Consider the following 17,105-nt stretch of genomic DNA (forward strand, 5'->3'; position numbering starts at 1 on the left):
GGTTCAATCGCAATTCCAGTCACTGTTTGACGCCCAGAAAGAGAAGATTGTCGTCGAGCACAAAGAGAGTGGACATGGCCGCCAGGAAGAGCGTTATGTATTTCAATTAAAAGCCAAATTACCGCCAGAGTTGACGGAGAAATGGCCGACAATCCGCAGCATCATTGCCGTTGAGCGTCACCGCAGCGCCAACGGAAAAGGAACGGTAGATACCTCTTACTATGTCAGCTCGTTATCCCCCAAGCACAAGCTGCTAGGGCACTATATACGGCAGCACTGGCGGATAGAGAACAGCCAGCATTACATTCTTGATGTGGTGTTCAACGAGGATGCTTCCAGGATAGCGATGGAGGATGCGGTCGAGAATATGGCGCTATTCCGGCGGTTCGTATTGAATATCGTAAAACAGAGCAATTGTGGTGCTCGAAGTCAGAGAAACAAGCTAAAAAGAGCCGGCTGGAATGACGACTATCGGGCTCAGTTATTCTTTGGTTAAAATATCAACAAAGTGTGCTCCCGCCCTGCCACAGATCCCGAGGTAGCGGCCACCATTCTGCAAATAGGTTTTTAATGCCGAACGCGCGTCCGCGGTGAAGGCGTTGAGGAGCGGCTCAACATCGTCCTCAGTGCCGCCAACGATAAACACCCTGGCATTATCGAGCTCTGCAGGCAGCTCCCCGATATTGGAGAGATACCTGACCGGCAAGCCCACCTGCCTGACCACATCCGCAATCGCCTTCGTGCTATCCCCATCAGAAACCGGCCCGTTATAAATCAGCGCGTACGGCTCTTGCTGCGGCTGCGCAGAGGCGGCCTCTGTCATGCATCCTGTCATTAACCAAAGGCTGATAACGCTCGCAATCAGCACGACGCTTTTTGGTACATTCATCGCTGCCACTGTCCCTGTGATGTGAACCGAAGAGACTACTTATCACGATCCTGTTCTGCATGTCAGCCGCAGTTAAATGAACATTTCAAGTTAACGTGCCAACGCTGATTGGGCCTGTGTTCGACACACAACGAACGAGCCAATACAGAGGGACAAACCACAGGATTTCGGCCCCTGCTTCGGAGCGCGTGCAACAGCTTTCCTGTGTGACGCCTCTTATGGCTGATGGATAAGGATTCGAGGGGGATATCCAGCAACAAAAGAAAGTGCACTTCACCTTCACTTCACCGAGCGGGGGTAGGGTAGGCTCATGTTTTCAGTTGGAGCTTTATTCTATGCCCACCATCGTCACTCACGCCGCCGTCCCTCTCTGCCTTGGACTCGGGCTTGGCAGCCGGATTATCCCGCCCCGCCTGCTGCTGGCTGGGGTCGCCATCGCCATGCTGCCCGATGCCGATGTGCTCGCCTTCAAACTAGGGGTCGCCTACGGCCATGTCTTTGGCCACCGCGGCTTTACCCACTCCTTGCTATTCGCCTTTGCCCTGCCCATTCTGGCCATGCTGTTTCACCGCCAATTTCGGGCCAGCGTCGCCACCGTCTGGTCGTTTCTGCTGGTGTCGCTGCTCTCTCACAGCCTGCTCGATTCCCTCACCACCGGCGGCAAGGGGGTTGGCTGGCTCTGGCCGTGGCGGGATGAGCGCTTCTTCGCCCCCTGGCAGGTGATCCGGGTTGCCCCCTTCAAGCTGGAGGCTTATCTCACTGCCCGAGGTGAAGCGGTGATCCTCTCCGAGCTCTACTGGGTCTGGCTGCCGGGGGTTGTAGTGATGCTGGTGTTGATGGGATGGCGGGTGTGGAGCAGGGGGCCCTAGGGGATGCTGAGACTGGCGGCCAAGTGATGAAGATAGTCATAGCTGTGCCACTGTATGGCACAGAGAGCGAGCAGGGCTGATGCCCCCAAGGCACCCTGATCCCGGTGTCGGAGCAATACACGCAATGCATGTCTTATGCAGAGACTCAAGATCGTCAGGTAAATGATGGCTCACGCCACTTCAATCAAATCAGATATACCGTAGGGGTCATTCGGATTGTGATAAAGCTGGTCATAACCAAAGGCGCGAAATCCGAGTCTGATCAGAAAGAGGGAAAGGCAGAGGGTGGCAAGTTGTTTTGTTTTTCGGCTGATTTCTGTCATGCAACTTTTCAAGTTTATCCACGTTGATTTTTGGGGCTGAGATGCAGCAGAGCTGGGACTCCCATCATTTTGAATGTTGGCGTATGCTACGCCTTACTCAGAAAGGTGGGTGTCCCAGATTTGTGTTTTGACAAAGAGTCCAGATTAAAATAAAGACGAAGTGTCAATAATTCTTAAGCAATTGACCTCAAATCAGCATTATCATTTCAATAAATGAACTTTCATATTATCCTCGATAACGACTAACACTGCAGTTAAGCCGTGGCGCGTAGTGCCGTTGGCTTGAATGACTTGTTAGAACTAATTTCGCAAATGCTCTTGCTTTAACAGGTTAGCAGATACAACTTTTTCATCGTATTCCTTAATTAAACGTTTTACTTTATCTCTCATATCACTTACAAACTCGTAATCCAGCTTAACGTGACCTGCCTTTATAGATATATGTGGATTATCTCGTTTGAATTTTTCAGGTATTTTCCCATCCGTATGTACTAAAAAATGCCTTACTTCAAGATATGGGAGCGCATCATTTATTAGGTTATCGTTCACACCCAACGCCAATTTGTTTGAAATCTTCTCGAGTAGCTTGAGAGTGCTTTTCTCTGACTCCAATGATTGAAATACTGAGTCAGTTATTACGTGGGCAACTTCTCTCCAACTGCCCGCGGCAAGAATTGTTTTAGCATCAATTTTTGTTGAGTGCTCACCGATTATTCTTCCTGAATCAAATCCATTCTCAGCGGCATTTTCTAAAATTGTTTTCAAGTACAAAGTAACCTCTTCATAGATATCCTTCACGTAAGAGGAATAGACTGTTTGTCTAAGATGGTTTGCAAGAAGTTCACGACTGCCATTTGAATTCTTTCGTCTTTTTATGTGCTTATGTATTACGGGGTCAATATTTTTCAATACATAGCTTGATGAATTATCAGTGAGATCTCCATTTATAATTCCTAGTCTGACCACCTCGACCAAGTCAATGTCATCATCGAAATAGCCAACCTTTGATTCAAAATCGTGAAACGCCTTTGATCTCATGAATGCAGCACCATTCTAGTTTTTAGTTCTAACAGTTATTAGATGGAAAGCGGCACTAATCCGGTAGCAGAGCCCTCCATATAATTTCGCTCTGCCACTGATAGTAGCCATGAAAAAATAAAATTAAATCAAAGCATTAATAGTCTGTCTCTGATGCTTGAATGTATTCGCTTGACCTCCTTGTTTAACGCTTTGATTACTACTGTATAAAAACACAGTGATGCGGTCGGTGATGGTAAGCGTCGGCAAGGCTACCGCACCTGGGTTACAGCCCCCAGCCCGCCGCTTTTCACCTGCGAGATATCAACAATCGCTTTTATTGCGTTCTCCAGAGAGAGGGATTGTCGTTTGGCTATCTTAAGGGCGATGCTGGTAGTTGAGAAGGGGGCTTTAGCGGGAATCTGTGTTAGATCAATAAATTAGTCATTGAGGCGTGGCTGTGTGAACAACTCATTTGGCAGGGAGTGCAAAGCCGCCCTCACCCCAGCCCTCTCCCGGAGGGAGAGGGGGCAAACAGCCGGGAGCTGCAAGCGGGGAGAAGCGATAAAAAGAAAGGGAGCCGGTCAGGCTCCCTTTGATGCGGTGATGCAGTGATACATCTATGGGTGAGGCGGATACGCAGCCGGATCACTCACGGCTAATGACATTTGACCCATACCGCCCCTTATCGATTGGTCGCGGCCTTCATCCCTTCCACAAACTCTTTCAGGCGGGTCAGCATATGTTCCGGGTTCTGGTGGTGGGTCTCGATGATCTTCACCACGGCGGAGCCGGAGATGGCACCGGCGGCGCCAGCGGCGATGGCTTCACGCACCTGAGCCGGTTCGCTGATGCCAAAGCCGAGCAGGGCGGGGGGGGCGTTGAACTCGCGCAGAGTATTGATCAGCCCCTCCACCGGCATACCGGCCTTGGTCTCGGCACCGGTGACGCCGGCGCGGCTCACCAGATAGGTGTAACCACTGCCCAGCTCCGCCACCTGTTTCAAGGTTTCGGCGTCGCCATTGGGCGGGGCGATAAAGATGCTGTCGATACCGAACTTGTCGGCAGCCGCCTTGTAGGGGGCGCACATCTGCACCGGCACGTCGGCGACCAGCACCGAGTCCACGCCCGCCTGCTGGCACTTCTCGTAGAAGCCGTCAATTTTGCGCACATAGACCAGGTTGGCGTAGACCAGCAGGCCAATGGGCAGCTGCGGGTACTTGGCGCGGATGCGGCCAAGCAGCTCGAAACAGTCGTCCGGGGTGGTGTGGCTGGCAAACGCACGCAGGGCGGCGCCCTGAATGGTGGGGCCGTCCGCTACCGGATCGGAGAAGGGAATGCCGAGCTCGAGGGCATCGGCGCCCCCTGCGACCAGCGCATCGACGATGGCCAAGGAGAGTTCAGGAGTGGGGTCACCCAGCATCACGAACGGCACAAAGGCGCCCTGATTGGCCTCGTCCAGACGGGAGAAGAGTTGTGCGTAACGGTTCATGACAAGGTTCCTTCTTTCTCGAAAATGTCAGCGACGGTGAAGATATCTTTGTCGCCACGGCCGGAGAGGTTGACGATGAGCACCTGCTCTTTTTCCGGTTCACTGCGGGCCATCTTGAGGGCGTGGGCCAGCGCGTGAGAGGACTCCAGCGCCGGGATAATGCCTTCGGATTTGGCCAGCTCCTGGAAGGCGTCCAGCGCCTCCTTGTCGGTCACCGAGGGGTACTCGGCGCGGCCGATGGCGGCCAGATGGGCGTGCTGCGGGCCGACGGAGGGGAAATCCAGCCCTGCCGAGACGGAGTAGGACTCCTGAATTTGCCCCTGATTGTCCTGCATCAGGTAGGAGTGCATGCCAAAGAAGACCCCCTTGCTGCCGTGGCCCAGCGGCGCACCGTGCTCGCCGCTCTCGATGCCGTGACCACCCGGTTCGACGCCGATAAGGCGCACCGATGGCTCATCGATAAAGTCGGCAAACATGCCGATGGCATTCGAGCCGCCGCCGACGCAGGCGATCACTGCATCGGGCAGTCGCTCCTCCTTCTCGAAGCACTGGGCCTTGGCCTCTTCGCCGATCATCTTCTGGAACTCCCGCACGATAGTGGGGAAGGGGTGCGGGCCGGCGGCGGTGCCGAGCAGGTAGTGGGCCGACTCGTAGTTGGCAGCCCAGTCGCGCAGCGCCTCGTTACAGGCATCTTTCAGGGTGCTGGAGCCGGAGTGCACCGGAATGACGGTGGCGCCCATCAGCTTCATGCGAAATACGTTGGGCTTCTGGCGCTCGCAATCCTTGGCGCCCATGTAGACCCGGCATTTGAGGCCGAGCAGAGCGCAGGCCAGCGCAGTCGCAACGCCATGCTGACCGGCGCCGGTTTCGGCGATGATCTCGTTCTTGCCCATCCGCTTGGCCAGCAGCGCCTGACCCAGCACCTGGTTGGTTTTGTGGGCGCCGCCGTGCAGCAGATCTTCACGCTTCAGATAGAGGCGGGTCTTGGTGCCCTTGGTCAGATTGCGGGTCAGGGTGAGCGGGGTCGGGCGACCGGCATACTCGGTCAGCAGGGACTGAAACTCGGCGATAAAGGCCGGATCATCCTTGGCATCGACGAAGGCTTTCTCCAGCTGGAGCAGGGCCGGGATAAGGATTTGGGGTACATACATACCGCCAAATTCACCAAAAAACGGGTTGAGCAGGGTCATGGCTTCTTCCTTGTATTAGCTAAATCGAAACATCAAAAAGGGTTGCGTTACAGGTTGCGCAGTGCGTCGAAGGCGGCTGCTATCTTGTGCGCATCCTTCTGGCCCGGGGCACTCTCTACCCCGGAGTTGAAATCAAGGCCGAGGCAGCCCACTTGTGCCGCTTGCAGGGCGTTGTCGGGATTAAGGCCCCCCGCCAGCATCAGTTTGCTCTTGTCGAGCGTGGCCAGCATGGCCCAGTCAAATGCCTGACCGGTGCCGCCGCTCTGGCTGCCGACTTTTGTATCCAGCAGCAGGCGATCAGCCGGGTAGTCGAGGGCAGGCAGCGGTTCGCCACTTTCTTTGCCGAGAGAGACGCCCACCGCTTTCCAGATCTGGCAGCCCGCTGGCAGCAGTGGGCGCAGGATCTCGATATAGGCGGCATCCTCATCCCCGTGCAGCTGCACCGCGGCGAGCCCCAGCGCATCCACCGTCTTGGCGATGGTGGCTGGCTGGGCGTTGCGAAATACCCCGACGTAAGAGAGCGGCGCGCCCGCCATCACGGCGCGGGCGGCAGGAATGTCCACATAGCGCGGACTCTTTGCCACAAAGATAAGACCGCCGAACACCGCACCCGCCTGATGGGCGGCGGCGGCATCCTCGGCGCGGGTCAGGCCGCATACCTTATTCTGGCCCAGTACCAGCTTGCGCACTGCGGCTTCCAGGTCCGGCTCGGCCATCAGGGATGAGCCCACCAGAAAGCCCTTGGCGTGGTGGCGCAGATCCGCCACCTGAGCGCGGTGATTGATGCCGGACTCGCTGATCACCACCCGATCGCTTGGAATATCTTTGGCCAGCTGTTTGGTGCGGTTGAGATCCACGCTCAAATCGCGCAGATCCCGGTTGTTGATGCCAATGACCGGCGCCCCCAGCGCGATGGCGCGGGTCAGCTCCTCCTCGTTGCTCACCTCGGTGAGCACGCCCAGACCCAGCTCCTTGGCGACCGCGAACAGGGCGCGATAGCCCTCGTCGGTGAGCACCGAGAGCATCAAGAGGATGGCGTCCGCCTGATAGTGGCGAGCCAGATAGACCTGATAGGGGTCAATCATGAAATCCTTGCAGAGCACCGGCTGCGATATGCGACCTCGCACCCGCGGCAAAAAGGCGAAATCCCCCTGAAAGAACTTCTCGTCGGTCAGCACCGAGATGGCGGTGGCGTATTTGCCATAGATGTCGGCGATGGCCTCTGGGCTGAAATCGTCGCGGATCAAGCCCTTGGAGGGGGAGGCCTTCTTGCACTCCAGAATAAAGCGGGTGGAGCCCGCCTTGAGCGCACCGACGAAATCCCGATCGCTGGGGGTCAGCGCACTCTGGAAGCTCGCCAGCGGTTGGGCCAGTTTGCGGGCGGCAACCCACTCCTGTTTGGCCGCCACGATTTTGCCGAGGATGGTCTGGTTGATGGAGGCCATGTTCAGAAAAGCATGGGGGGCAATAAGGTCTGACATCTCGTTATCCTTGCGAAACTGGCTCTTGCCCTGTGGGCGTTCTGAATGAATGCTGTGCGACATGGTGGCTGACATCATGCCTCCTGATTGCCCGCTTCCTGATGGCTCAAAGTGGCGAGCCGAGCAGCCAGATCCGCTGCCTTGCCGCTCGCCAGCACCGCCAGCACCTCGGCCGCCGCGCTCTTGAGATCGGTCGCCTTGCCCGCCATCAGCAGCAGCGGCGCCACATTGGCGGCAATGGCGGCGTTGTGAGCCGGGGTGCCACGCCCTTCCAGAATGGCGGCGGTGATGGCGCGGTTCTCTTCAGGCTCCCCACCCTGAATGGCGCTGACCGGATAGGTCTCAAGGCCAAAGTCAGCCGGGGTGAGCAGAAACTCGCGGATCTCGCCGTCACGGATCTGGGCCACCTGGGTCGGGCCGTGAATGGCAATCTCGTCGAGCCCGGCGCCGTGAACCACCATACCGGTTTTCAGCCCCAGTGCCAGCAGGGTTTCTGCGATGGGACGCACCAGCTCGGGGGCATAGACCCCCATCAGCTGATAGGTGGGGCGAGCGGGGTTGATAAGCGGCCCCAGCACGTTGAACAGGGTGCGGGTCTTGAGGGCTTGGCGCACCGGCATGGCATGGCGCACCCCGGCGTGGTACTGGGGGGCGAACAAAAAGCAGATGCCGAGCTCATCGAGGCAGCGGCGTGCCTGCGCCGGGCTCATGTCGAGCTTGATGCCCATTTTGTCGAGCAGATCGCTCGAACCCGACTTGCTCGAGACCGAGCGGTTGCCGTGCTTGGCCACTTTCAGGCCGCAGGCGGCGGCGACCAGTGCCGAGGTGGTGGAGACGTTGATGGTGTTGAGGCCATCGCCACCGGTGCCGACGATGTCGCAAAACTCGTAATCCGGACGCGGGAAGTCGCGCGCTTCAGCCAAGAGAGCCTCGGCGGCGCCGGCGATCTCCTCCGGGGTCTCCCCTTTGATCTTGAGGGCAGTCAGCAGGCTTGCGAGCACGATGGGGTCCACTTCGCCACGTACCACCTGACCGAAGGCGTCGCGGGTACTTTCACGGCTCAGAGACTGACCCTGATAGAGGGTGTTGAGATGTTGATGCATGTTGGTCTCCTTACCGCACACTGCTTTCTGGACGGGTGATATGGGCGAGCGCCTGAGTCAGCAGACGGGCCCCTTCCGAGGTCATGATGGATTCCGGGTGGAACTGGAAACCCAGTACCCGCTCATCCTGCTGCTCGATGGCCATGGGCATCCCCTGATAGTGGGCAATCACCGTCAGCTCTTCCGGTACATAGGTGGCGACCAGCGAGTGGTAACGGGCTACCGGCAGCGGGCTCGGCAGACCGGCGAAGGCGCCGTGGCCGTTGTGCTCAATCAGCGAACGCTTGCCGTGGACGATTTCGCCTGCCGCGCCGACGGTGCCGCCGTAGGCTTCGCACAGGGCCTGATGACCGAGGCAGATACCGAGGATGGGTACCTGACCACGGGCCAGCTTGATGAGGTCTATGAGGCAACCCGCTTCGTGGGGGGCGCCCGGGCCCGGCGAGAGCACCAGTACGGCGTCCCCTTCACAGGCGGCGATTTCGCTCATGATGCGGCTGGCCGGCAGGCTGTTGCGGTAGATCCGCACCGGATAGCCGAGGGATCGGAACTGGTCAACGAGGTTGTAGGTAAATGAATCGAAGTTATCGAGCAGGAAGATATTAGTCATGGCTCACGTCCTTATGTTGCTCCTGCTGGGCACTCAGAGCTTGCAGGGAGGTGCCATGGCTGGCAGCGATGGCGGCCAGCACGGCGGCCGCCTTGGCGCGGGTTTCGTCCGCTTCTGCTTGCGGCTTGGAGTCATAGACCACCCCGGCACCGGCCTGCACATGGGCCACGCCATCTTTCACGAAAGCCGAGCGAATGACGATGCAGGTATCCATCTCGCCAGCGCCGTTGATGTAGCCGACGGCGCCGCCGTAGCTGCCGCGGCGCTTGCCTTCCACCATGCGAATAAGCTCGCTGGCGCGGATCTTCGGTGCGCCGGTGAGGGTGCCCATGTTCATGCAGGCCTGATAGGCGTGCAGGGCGTCAAGATCGGAGCGCAGTGTGCCGACCACCTTGGAGACCAGGTGCATCACGTGGCTGTAGCGATCCACTTTCAGCAGCTCCTTGACGTAGCGGGTGCCGGGCTCCGAGATGCGGGCTATGTCGTTGCGGCCCAGATCCACCAGCATCAGGTGCTCGGCCACCTCTTTCTCGTCCTGACGCAACTCCAGCTCGATGCGGCCGTCGAGATCCCGGTTGATGCTGCCATCGGGGTTGAAGCCACGGCGGCGGGTACCGGCGATGGGGTACATCTCCACATCGCGGCTGGCGGCGCAGAATTTCACCGCGCTCTCCGGCGAGGCGCCAAAGAGGGTGAAGCCCTCATCCTGCACGTAGAACATGTAGGGGCTGGGATTGGTCTGTTTGAGGCGGCGATAGGCGGCCAGGGGGCTCGGGCAGGGCAGGGAGAAGCAGCGGGACGGCACCACCTGGAAGATATCGCCACGGCGGATAAAGCCCTTGAGCTTCTCCACCTCGGCGCAGAACTGTTTGTCGCTCTTGTCCACGCTCATGCCACCGGTCAGGGGCTGGGTGGTCAGCTCGGCGCTTAGAGGTTGCTGGCAAATCTGTTTGAAGTCGGTGAGCCGTTCGGTCAGGCGGGTGTATCTGTCTTCCACCTGGCTTTCGTCGCTGTCGCCGCCAAAGATGCAGGCCAGCAGTTGAGTGGTGCGCTCGATATGATCGATGGTGATCAGGGTTTCGGCCACGTAGAAGCAGTAGTCGGGGCAGTTGTTGCTCCCCTGTGGCACTTCGGGCAGATCTTCAAATGAGGCGATGAGGTCGTAGGCAAAGCTGCCCGCCATAAACAGTGCCTCTTTGCCGAGCTGGCAATCAAGCTCCCGCTGCAGGGTGCGCAGCACGTCCAGCACGCTGCTCCCCTTGAGGCGTGAATCTTCGTCCAGCTCCCGATCGGAGGCCGGGAAGTCGAGTTGCAATTCGCCATCGACTAGCGAGCGGGCCACTACCACGGGCAGCCGTTCGGCCAGCAGGCTTTGCAACTGGGCGCCGTTGTCGTTCAGGCTGCGAACCCGCACGGTGCGGCCACGGCACTCGATGCGCAGGCAGGCATCGACCAGCAGCAGGCTCTGTTTGCCTGCCTTGGAGTCGATCTCCACCGATTCCAGCAGCAGGTTGTTGGGGCGACCCTGACAGAGACGGGTATAGAGCGCCAGCGGGTCGGCCACATAGGGGGCGTTGAGTTTGAGGGTATCGAATTCACCCAGAGGAAGGCGATGTGTGGCTGTCATAGTGCGTTCCCTTGCGTGTGATGCGTGTTACCGATGTTCATGACGTTGAATTCCTTGAAAATTTAATTGGTCTGGGGTGGCTGGTTCAGGGGCGCCATCGCCAGGTCAGCTTGCTTGTCTGAATTCTCGGTTTCATCACAGGTCCATTTGCCGGATAATAAAAAAGCCCGCTGGGGTCAGCGGGCTTTTTCTTTGGGTTCTTAATTTGCTGTCAGATTACAGGTACAGCAACGACCACACGCCCGCATGTCAGGGAGTGTGCCACCACCAGATGGTCAGGATGGAAGTCGTTTGCATGATAAAGTCCTGTAAAAAGATGTTTGCAATGAAGTGCCTACAGAAAACGATAAAGCCGCGGCCAAGTCAAGTCGCTTTTAGCCTTCTTTCACCGATTTGCCATGAATGGTGACCTGACCACGAGAGCGGAACAACCTGATGAGATTCGATCTTCACTGCCATACCACTGCCTCCGACGGAGTGCTGAGCCCCGCCGAACTGGTGCGCCGCGCTGCCGAAAAACAGGTCGAGGTGTTAGCAGTTACTGACCACGATACCCTTGCAGGGCTTGATGAGGTGCGCCGCACCATTGACGCCGAGCGACTGCCGCTGCGACTGGTGAGCGGGGTCGAGATCTCCACCGGCTGGGAGCACCATGAGATCCATATCGTGGCGCTGGGGGTGGATGAAAAAAATCCGCAGCTGTTGGATTTTCTGGCCGGTCAGCTGGCACGCCGTGAGGCGCGCGCGCTGGAAATCGGGCGTCGTCTGGAGAAGTGCCTCATCCCCGGCACCTATGAAGAGGCCAAGGCGCTCGCCGGTGACGCCGCCGTGACCCGCGCCCACTTTGCCCGGGTGCTGGTGGCACGCGGGGTGGCCGACAACATGCAAAAGGTATTCAAAAAGTACCTGAGCCGTGGCAATAAAGGCTATGCCCCGGCCGAGTGGCCCGAGATGAGCGAAGCCATCGCTGCCATTCACGCCGCTGGCGGGCTGGCGGTGCTGGCCCACCCCAGCCGTTACGATCTCACCGCCAAATGGATCAAGCGGCTGCTGGTGGCCTTCAAGGCGGCCGGTGGCGATGCCATGGAGGTCTCGCTGCCCCAGCAGAGCCCGCAGGAGCGGGCCAATCTGGGCCAGTGGGCCAAGGATCACGACCTCTATATCTCGGTGGGATCGGATTTTCACTTCCCCTCCAACTGGACCGAGCTGGGCCGCCACCTTTGGCTGCCCAAAGAGGGGATGCCCGTCTGGTTGGCCTATCCAAGTCACTTTGGGCTCACCACCGAGCAACATACCGAGCTGCTGGCGAGTCGCTAACGGCATCAGCGAAGCGGCCACAAACAGGTTAAGGTAGTGTCATGGGTGATTGACCCGTGACCATACGAGCGGGCAGGTATTGCTGCCCCCATTGCGAGAACAAGCTATGAGTCAGCATTTTTACGTACATCCGGAAAACCCCCAGGCCCGTCTGATCGGTCAGGCGGTACAGATCATCCAGAACGGCGGCGTCATCGTCTATCCGACCGACTCCGGTTATGCGCTGGGTTGCCAGATGGGTGACAAGGGCGCGCTGGAGCGCATCTGCCGCATCCGTCGCCTCGACGCCAACCACGATTTCACCCTGGTGTGCCGCGATCTTTCCGAGATCTCCACCTACGCCAAGGTCGACAACAGCGCGTTTCGCCTGATCAAGAACAACACCCCGGGCGCTTACACCTTCATCTTCAAGGCGACCAAAGAGGTGCCGCGCCGCCTGATGAACGAGAAGAAGAAGAGCATCGGCATCCGGGTGCCGGACAACAAGATTGCTCAGGCGCTGTTGGAAGCACTCGGCGAGCCGCTGCTCTCCACCACATTGATCCTGCCGGACTCCGAGATGGCCGAGTTCGACCCGGAAGAGATCTTCGACAAGCTGGGCAAGCAGATCGATCTGGTGGTCAACGGCGGTTATCTGGGCGAGCAGCCCACCACAGTGGTCGATTTCTCTGACGACGAGCCGGTATTGCGTCGTCGCGGCGCCGGGGACCCGACCCCGTTTGAGTGATGTCGCTGAACCGGTGACAGTCCCTTCCGCCGAGACGGGGGCTGGCTCCGCCCTACCCATCGCGAAAGTCCTGGGGCAGCCCTATCACGAGCTGCCCCAGGACCTGTTCATCCCGCCCGATGCACTGGAGGTGTTCCTCGATACCTTCGAGGGGCCGCTCGATCTGCTGCTCTATCTCATCAGGCGCCAGCAGCTCGATATCCTCAACCTGCCGATCCTGCAGATCACCGCCCAGTACATGGAGTACGTGGAGCTGATGCAGGGGCTCAACCTTGAGCTGGCGGCCGAATATCTGCTGATGGCGGCCTGGCTGGCGGAGATCAAATCCCGCCTGCTGTTGCCCAAGGCGCCGGAGCTGGAGGATGAAGAGGAGGGAGAAGACCCGCGGGTGACGCTTATTCGCCGCCTGCAGGAGTACGAGCGCTACAAGGTAGGTGCAGAGAGGGTCAATGAGCTGCCACGGGTGGAGCGGGAGATTTATATTGCAGCTGCCTTGCCCCCCGATTTTGGCGCCCTCAAGCCACTGGCGCCCGATGTTTCGCTGGTTGAGCTCGCCCTTTACATGCAAAGTGTGGTAAAACGCGCGACTCATTTCGAACATCACCAGATCCGCCGCGAACAGATCCCGACCCGGGTACGCATGGCGGAGATCCTTGCCATGCTCACGCTGGGGCAGACCCTGCGCCTTGAGCAGGTGCTGCGCGCGGAAGAGGGGCGCATGGGGGTGCTGGTGACGTTTCTGGCCCTGCTGGAGCTGTGCAAGGAGCAACTGATCTGGATCCTGCAGGCAGAACCCCTTGGCCCAATCCATTTTGCATTGGCCGAGCAGAGCGAGGAGGGCAACCGTGGCGCTGCCCACTGAACGACTCAAGACCCTGATCGAAGCGGCGCTGTTTGTGGCCGGTCGCCCGCTCAATGTCAGCGAACTGAAAAGCAGCGTGCTGGCGGATTATCCGGTGACCAGTCGCTATGTTCAGCTGCTGTTGGCCGAGATCAGGCAAGATTACAGTACGCGGGGCGTCGAGCTCAAAGAGGTCGCCTCCGGCTGGCGCTTTCAGGCGCGTCAGGAGTATGCCGAGGAGCTCTCGCGGCTCTGGAGCGAGCGGGCGCCCCGTTATTCGCGCGCCGTGATGGAGACGCTGACCCTGATCGCCTATCGCCAGCCCATCACCCGGGCCGAGATCGAAGCGATCCGCGGGGTGGCGGTGTCGAGCCAGATAGTGAATACCCTGAAAGAGCGTGGCTGGGTGCGCAGCATCGGCCACAAAGAGGTGGCGGGTCGCCCCGAGCTGCTCGCCACCACCAGAGAGTTTCTGGATTACTTTAATCTGCAGAGTCTGGAGCAGCTTCCCGAGCTGGATCCTGAGCTGCAACCCCTGTTGCCCTCTGCGGTGGACGGGGAGAGCGATGCCCGGTGAATGGCGCCCAAGCGTGCCGATGTCACCGAGATATACATTTTTCAACTGTGGCGAGCGCTCCAACCGGCGTTTGTTACAGTTAACCCCGTTGCCCTTTTACCAGTGGGCAGCGATCAACAATCAGGTAACCCCGATGAGTGAAAAACTGCAAAAAGTGTTGGCCCGCGCGGGTCACGGCTCCCGTCGTGAGATGGAGGCCCTGATCACCGCAGGTCGGGTCAGTGTGGATGGCAAGGTCGCCACACTGGGGGATCGCGTCGAAGTGAACGCCGTGATCCGGGTGGATGGTCACCAGGTCAAGACCCGTGCCGCAGAGGAAGTGATCTGCCGCGTACTGGCTTACCACAAGCCGGAAGGGGAGATGTGTACCCGTCACGATCCGGAAGGTCGTCCCACCGTGTTTGATCGTCTGCCCAAGATGGAAGGTGCCCGCTGGATCGCGGTCGGCCGCCTCGACGTCAACACCTCCGGTCTGCTGCTGTTCACCACCGATGGTGAGCTGGCCAACCGTCTGATGCACCCGAGCCACGAAGTGGAGCGGGAATACGCGGTACGTGTCTTTGGCGAAATCACCGAAGCCATGCTGCAGCGTCTGCGCAAGGGCGTGCAGCTGGAAGATGGCACCGCCAAGTTCAACAAGATCAAACCGGCTGGCGGTGAGGGTCTGAACCAGTGGTTCAACGTCACCCTGACCGAAGGTCGCAACCGTGAAGTGCGCCGCCTGTGGGAATCCCAGGAAGTGCAGGTGAGCCGCCTGATGCGGATCCGCTACGGTGACGTCAAGCTGGACCGCGGTATCCCGCGCGGCGGCTGGCAAGAGCTGAAACTGCCGGAAGTGAACTACCTGCGTGGTCTGGTCAACCTGCCGCCGGAGACCGAATCCAAGGTCGACCTGCAGCAGGATGGCAAAACCAGCCGTCACAAGCAGGCCGCCCAGATCCGTCGCGCCGTGCAGCGTCACAAAGAGATGCAGGGCAAAGAGCCCCGCGCTCGCGCCACCACCGCCCGTCGCAAGCCGCAAGCCTCTACCCGCAACTCCGGTACCGGCAGCAAGTAAGCCGACAACCCGTTGCGTACTGCACGCTGTTCAAGTGCGCAGTCGGCCAAGCAAAGGCCCGCACCAACTGGTGCGGGCCTTTTTCATCTCTAGCGGGTGACCTCCAGCTGCCGGCTGGCTCCGGTCATATGGCAATGATTGCTCTCACACTCCTCAGTTGGCCGGTGTCATCCACTCTTTGTTGAAGTCACGTATAAACATCTTTCCCTCTTCGTTGCGGGCGGTGACCAGATAGAAGGTGACGTTCTGGCGAAACAACGAGAGGCGGTAGAGGGCGGCGTTGTCCTCCTCCGAGAGGTTCTTTTTCGAGGTGTCGTTGATGGGCACCAGATCGACTTTGCCCTTTTTCAGCAGTTCGACACACTGGTTGAGGCGGTTGGTGGTTCTGACGACCAGCTTCTGCTCGATGGTCACCCGCTCGATAGCATCGGAGAACCACCCCTTGGGCACGCAGGCGGTTTTCTGCTGCCAGGGTGGGGATTCCAGCCCCTTCTTGTCGGGCGTGGTGTACCAGGACTGGATATCGAAGGCGATGGGGGTACTGAACAACAGGGTGTTGCTGCGCTCGTTGGTCCAGGTAAAGGGGAAGGCGGCGATAGCGTTGCCCAGCTCGATGTTTTTAAGTCCTCTCGGCCAGGGCTGGTAGGAGACCCTCAGATCCGGGTGGCCTGCCGCTTTGAGAGTGGTGAGCACCTTGCTTGCCAGCTCGCCGCCATTGGCCAGCGTCGCTGAAGAGTAGGGGGGCAATTCGCCGGTGATAATTACCGCGCTCTGCACAGTGGCGGCCGGGAGCAGCGAAAGAGCAAACAGGGTGGCACGAAGGCGAAGGGACGAGCGGAGTCGATAAGTGGCAGAGGGCGTGACCGGATAACGGATGTGCATGGCGGGTGACCTCACCTCTATCGATTGCTGACAGCGTAGCGGTTTCGGCAGGGAAAAAACAGACTCGATAAATGCTACTGGTCGCGGTGTATGGCCCTTGAAGTTCCCTTTGGCGGGCGGAAGGGGCTGTGGCGGTTGCTCTGCTCCGGTGAGCTTGTTAGCCTGTGCGGCTCTGATAGAGGAGTGAACAATGAGCAAGGTACTTGATGAGCTGCTGGCGTTGCTGGCGCTGGAAAAAATCGAGGAGGGCCTGTTTCGGGGCCAGAGCCAGGATCTCGGTCTGCGGGCCGTGTTTGGCGGACAGGTAATGGGGCAGGCCTTGTCAGCTGCCAAGCAGACGGTCGAGACCGGCCGTCAGGTTCACAGTTTTCACTCCTACTTCCTGCGTCCGGGGGATGTGACCCGTCCCATCGTCTATGACGTGGAGAATATCCGCGACGGCCAGACCGTCTCCACCCGCCGGGTCAAGGCGATTCAGGGCGGCAAGCCCATCTTCTATCTCAACGCCTCGTTTCAGGTGCCGGCCGATGGTTTCGAGCATCAGGCGCAGATGCCCACCGGCATCACTCCGCCGGAGGAGCTCAAGAGCGAGCTCGAGCTGGTGCGCCCCTACGAGAACCTGATCCCGGCCTCCCTGCGCGATAAAATCCTCTGCGAGCAGCCCATCGAGATGCGCCCAGTGACCCTGGTCGACCCTATTCGGCCGACGGTGCAGGATCCGGTGCGTCACGTCTGGTTCAAGGCCAACGGTCAGATGCCGGATGATCTGCGGGTGCACAAATACCTGCTGGCCTACGCCTCCGACTTCAACTTCCTGCTCACCTCGCTGCAGCCCCACGGGGTGTCGTATTGGGAGCCGGATATGCAGGTGGCGACCATCGATCACTCCATGTGGTTCCACCGGGATTTCCGCTTCGACGACTGGCTGCTCTACGTGGTAGACAGCCCGAGCGCCAGCAGCGGTCGCGGTCTGGTGCGGGGTCAGTTCTTTACCCGCGACGGGGTGCTGGTGGCGAGCACCATGCAGGAGGGGGTGATCCGCCGTCGCGGCAGTTAAGGCCTCAAAGCGGATAGCAAAACGGGGTGGCTTTGGCCACCCCGTT

Annotated in this window: 16 protein-coding genes and 2 pseudogenes; 8 read left to right on the forward strand and 10 right to left on the reverse strand. The window is 59.1% G+C overall.

Going from position 1 to position 17,105, the window contains the following annotated elements:
* Positions 1-496 (forward strand): annotated as a pseudogene (locus AB5Y97_RS01285) (ISAs1-like element ISAs1 family transposase); the annotation flags it as partial.
* 27 nt (positions 497-523) lie between these two features.
* On the opposite strand, the pseudogene AB5Y97_RS01290 reads toward AB5Y97_RS01285, so the two are convergent.
* A pseudogene (locus AB5Y97_RS01290) lies at positions 524-889 on the reverse strand (hypothetical protein); the annotation flags it as partial.
* Between the two features lie 335 nt (positions 890-1,224).
* On the opposite strand from AB5Y97_RS01290, the gene AB5Y97_RS01295 reads away from it, so the two are divergent.
* The gene (locus AB5Y97_RS01295) at positions 1,225-1,758 is read left to right on the forward strand and encodes a metal-dependent hydrolase (protein ID WP_064341578.1); all 534 of its coding nucleotides are present in this window, start codon (positions 1,225-1,227) and stop codon (positions 1,756-1,758) included.
* A gap of 170 nt (positions 1,759-1,928) precedes the next feature.
* On the opposite strand, the gene AB5Y97_RS01300 is transcribed toward AB5Y97_RS01295, so the two are convergent.
* The 8 genes from AB5Y97_RS01300 to AB5Y97_RS01335 all read right to left on the reverse strand — a co-directional run bounded on the left by AB5Y97_RS01300 (position 1,929) and on the right by AB5Y97_RS01335 (position 10,601).
* Positions 1,929-2,081, reverse strand: a complete 153-nt coding sequence (locus AB5Y97_RS01300; RefSeq protein ID WP_232098368.1) for a hypothetical protein — start codon at positions 2,079-2,081, stop codon at positions 1,929-1,931.
* Between the two features lie 300 nt (positions 2,082-2,381).
* The gene (locus tag AB5Y97_RS01305) at positions 2,382-3,119 is read right to left on the reverse strand and encodes a hypothetical protein (RefSeq protein ID WP_064341577.1); all 738 of its coding nucleotides are present in this window, start codon (positions 3,117-3,119) and stop codon (positions 2,382-2,384) included.
* A 664-nt stretch (positions 3,120-3,783) separates the two neighbouring features.
* Positions 3,784-4,590, reverse strand: a complete 807-nt coding sequence (trpA, locus tag AB5Y97_RS01310) for a tryptophan synthase subunit alpha (protein ID WP_064341576.1) — start codon at positions 4,588-4,590, stop codon at positions 3,784-3,786.
* Positions 4,587-5,780 carry a tryptophan synthase subunit beta gene (gene trpB / locus AB5Y97_RS01315; protein ID WP_005338139.1) on the reverse strand — a complete coding sequence of 398 codons (1,194 nt, stop codon included), beginning with the start codon at positions 5,778-5,780 and terminating at the stop codon, positions 4,587-4,589. The genes trpA and trpB overlap by 4 nt, the downstream gene beginning before the upstream one ends.
* A gap of 47 nt (positions 5,781-5,827) precedes the next feature.
* Positions 5,828-7,336: a bifunctional indole-3-glycerol-phosphate synthase TrpC/phosphoribosylanthranilate isomerase TrpF gene (trpCF, locus tag AB5Y97_RS01320; protein WP_064341575.1), complete on the reverse strand. Its 1,509-nt coding sequence runs from the start codon at positions 7,334-7,336 to the stop codon at positions 5,828-5,830.
* A complete protein-coding gene (trpD, locus tag AB5Y97_RS01325; protein ID WP_064341574.1) occupies positions 7,336-8,364 on the reverse strand; it encodes an anthranilate phosphoribosyltransferase in 1,029 nt (342 codons plus the stop codon). Before trpD ends, trpCF begins: the two co-directional genes overlap by 1 nt.
* 10 nt (positions 8,365-8,374) lie before the next feature.
* Positions 8,375-8,974, reverse strand: a complete 600-nt coding sequence (locus AB5Y97_RS01330; protein WP_005359135.1) for an aminodeoxychorismate/anthranilate synthase component II — start codon at positions 8,972-8,974, stop codon at positions 8,375-8,377.
* A complete protein-coding gene (locus AB5Y97_RS01335) occupies positions 8,967-10,601 on the reverse strand; it encodes an anthranilate synthase component 1 (protein ID WP_064341573.1) in 1,635 nt (544 codons plus the stop codon). The genes AB5Y97_RS01330 and AB5Y97_RS01335 overlap by 8 nt, the downstream gene beginning before the upstream one ends.
* A 435-nt stretch (positions 10,602-11,036) precedes the next feature.
* Between AB5Y97_RS01335 and AB5Y97_RS01340 the strand changes: the two genes are divergently transcribed.
* The 5 genes from AB5Y97_RS01340 to rluB all read left to right on the forward strand — a co-directional run bounded on the left by AB5Y97_RS01340 (position 11,037) and on the right by rluB (position 15,120).
* Positions 11,037-11,918, forward strand: a complete 882-nt coding sequence (locus AB5Y97_RS01340; RefSeq protein WP_182962935.1) for a PHP domain-containing protein — start codon at positions 11,037-11,039, stop codon at positions 11,916-11,918.
* A 106-nt stretch (positions 11,919-12,024) separates the two neighbouring features.
* Positions 12,025-12,645, forward strand: a complete 621-nt coding sequence (locus AB5Y97_RS01345) for an L-threonylcarbamoyladenylate synthase (RefSeq protein WP_005338129.1) — start codon at positions 12,025-12,027, stop codon at positions 12,643-12,645.
* Positions 12,638-13,507, forward strand: coding sequence for a ScpA family protein (locus tag AB5Y97_RS01350; RefSeq protein ID WP_064336954.1), 870 nt, complete (start codon positions 12,638-12,640; stop codon positions 13,505-13,507). The genes AB5Y97_RS01345 and AB5Y97_RS01350 overlap by 8 nt, the downstream gene beginning before the upstream one ends.
* Entirely contained in the window at positions 13,491-14,063 is a 573-nt protein-coding gene (gene scpB / locus AB5Y97_RS01355) for an SMC-Scp complex subunit ScpB (protein ID WP_033137084.1), read from the forward strand. The genes AB5Y97_RS01350 and scpB overlap by 17 nt, the downstream gene beginning before the upstream one ends.
* Before the next feature lie 133 nt (positions 14,064-14,196).
* Positions 14,197-15,120, forward strand: a complete 924-nt coding sequence (rluB, locus tag AB5Y97_RS01360; protein WP_005347347.1) for a 23S rRNA pseudouridine(2605) synthase RluB — start codon at positions 14,197-14,199, stop codon at positions 15,118-15,120.
* A 153-nt stretch (positions 15,121-15,273) separates the two neighbouring features.
* Here the strand turns inward: rluB and AB5Y97_RS01365 are convergent, their stop codons facing one another.
* A complete protein-coding gene (locus tag AB5Y97_RS01365; RefSeq protein WP_182962934.1) occupies positions 15,274-16,002 on the reverse strand; it encodes a transporter substrate-binding domain-containing protein in 729 nt (242 codons plus the stop codon).
* A gap of 190 nt (positions 16,003-16,192) precedes the next feature.
* Here AB5Y97_RS01365 and tesB point away from each other — a divergent pair, with 190 nt between their 5' ends.
* The gene (gene tesB / locus AB5Y97_RS01370) at positions 16,193-17,059 is read left to right on the forward strand and encodes an acyl-CoA thioesterase II (protein ID WP_005338122.1); all 867 of its coding nucleotides are present in this window, start codon (positions 16,193-16,195) and stop codon (positions 17,057-17,059) included.
* Positions 17,060-17,105: the final 46 nt, after the last annotated feature.

This window comes from Aeromonas sp. R10-2 (assembly GCF_040908445.1).
GTDB lineage: Bacteria > Pseudomonadota > Gammaproteobacteria > Enterobacterales > Aeromonadaceae > Aeromonas > Aeromonas veronii.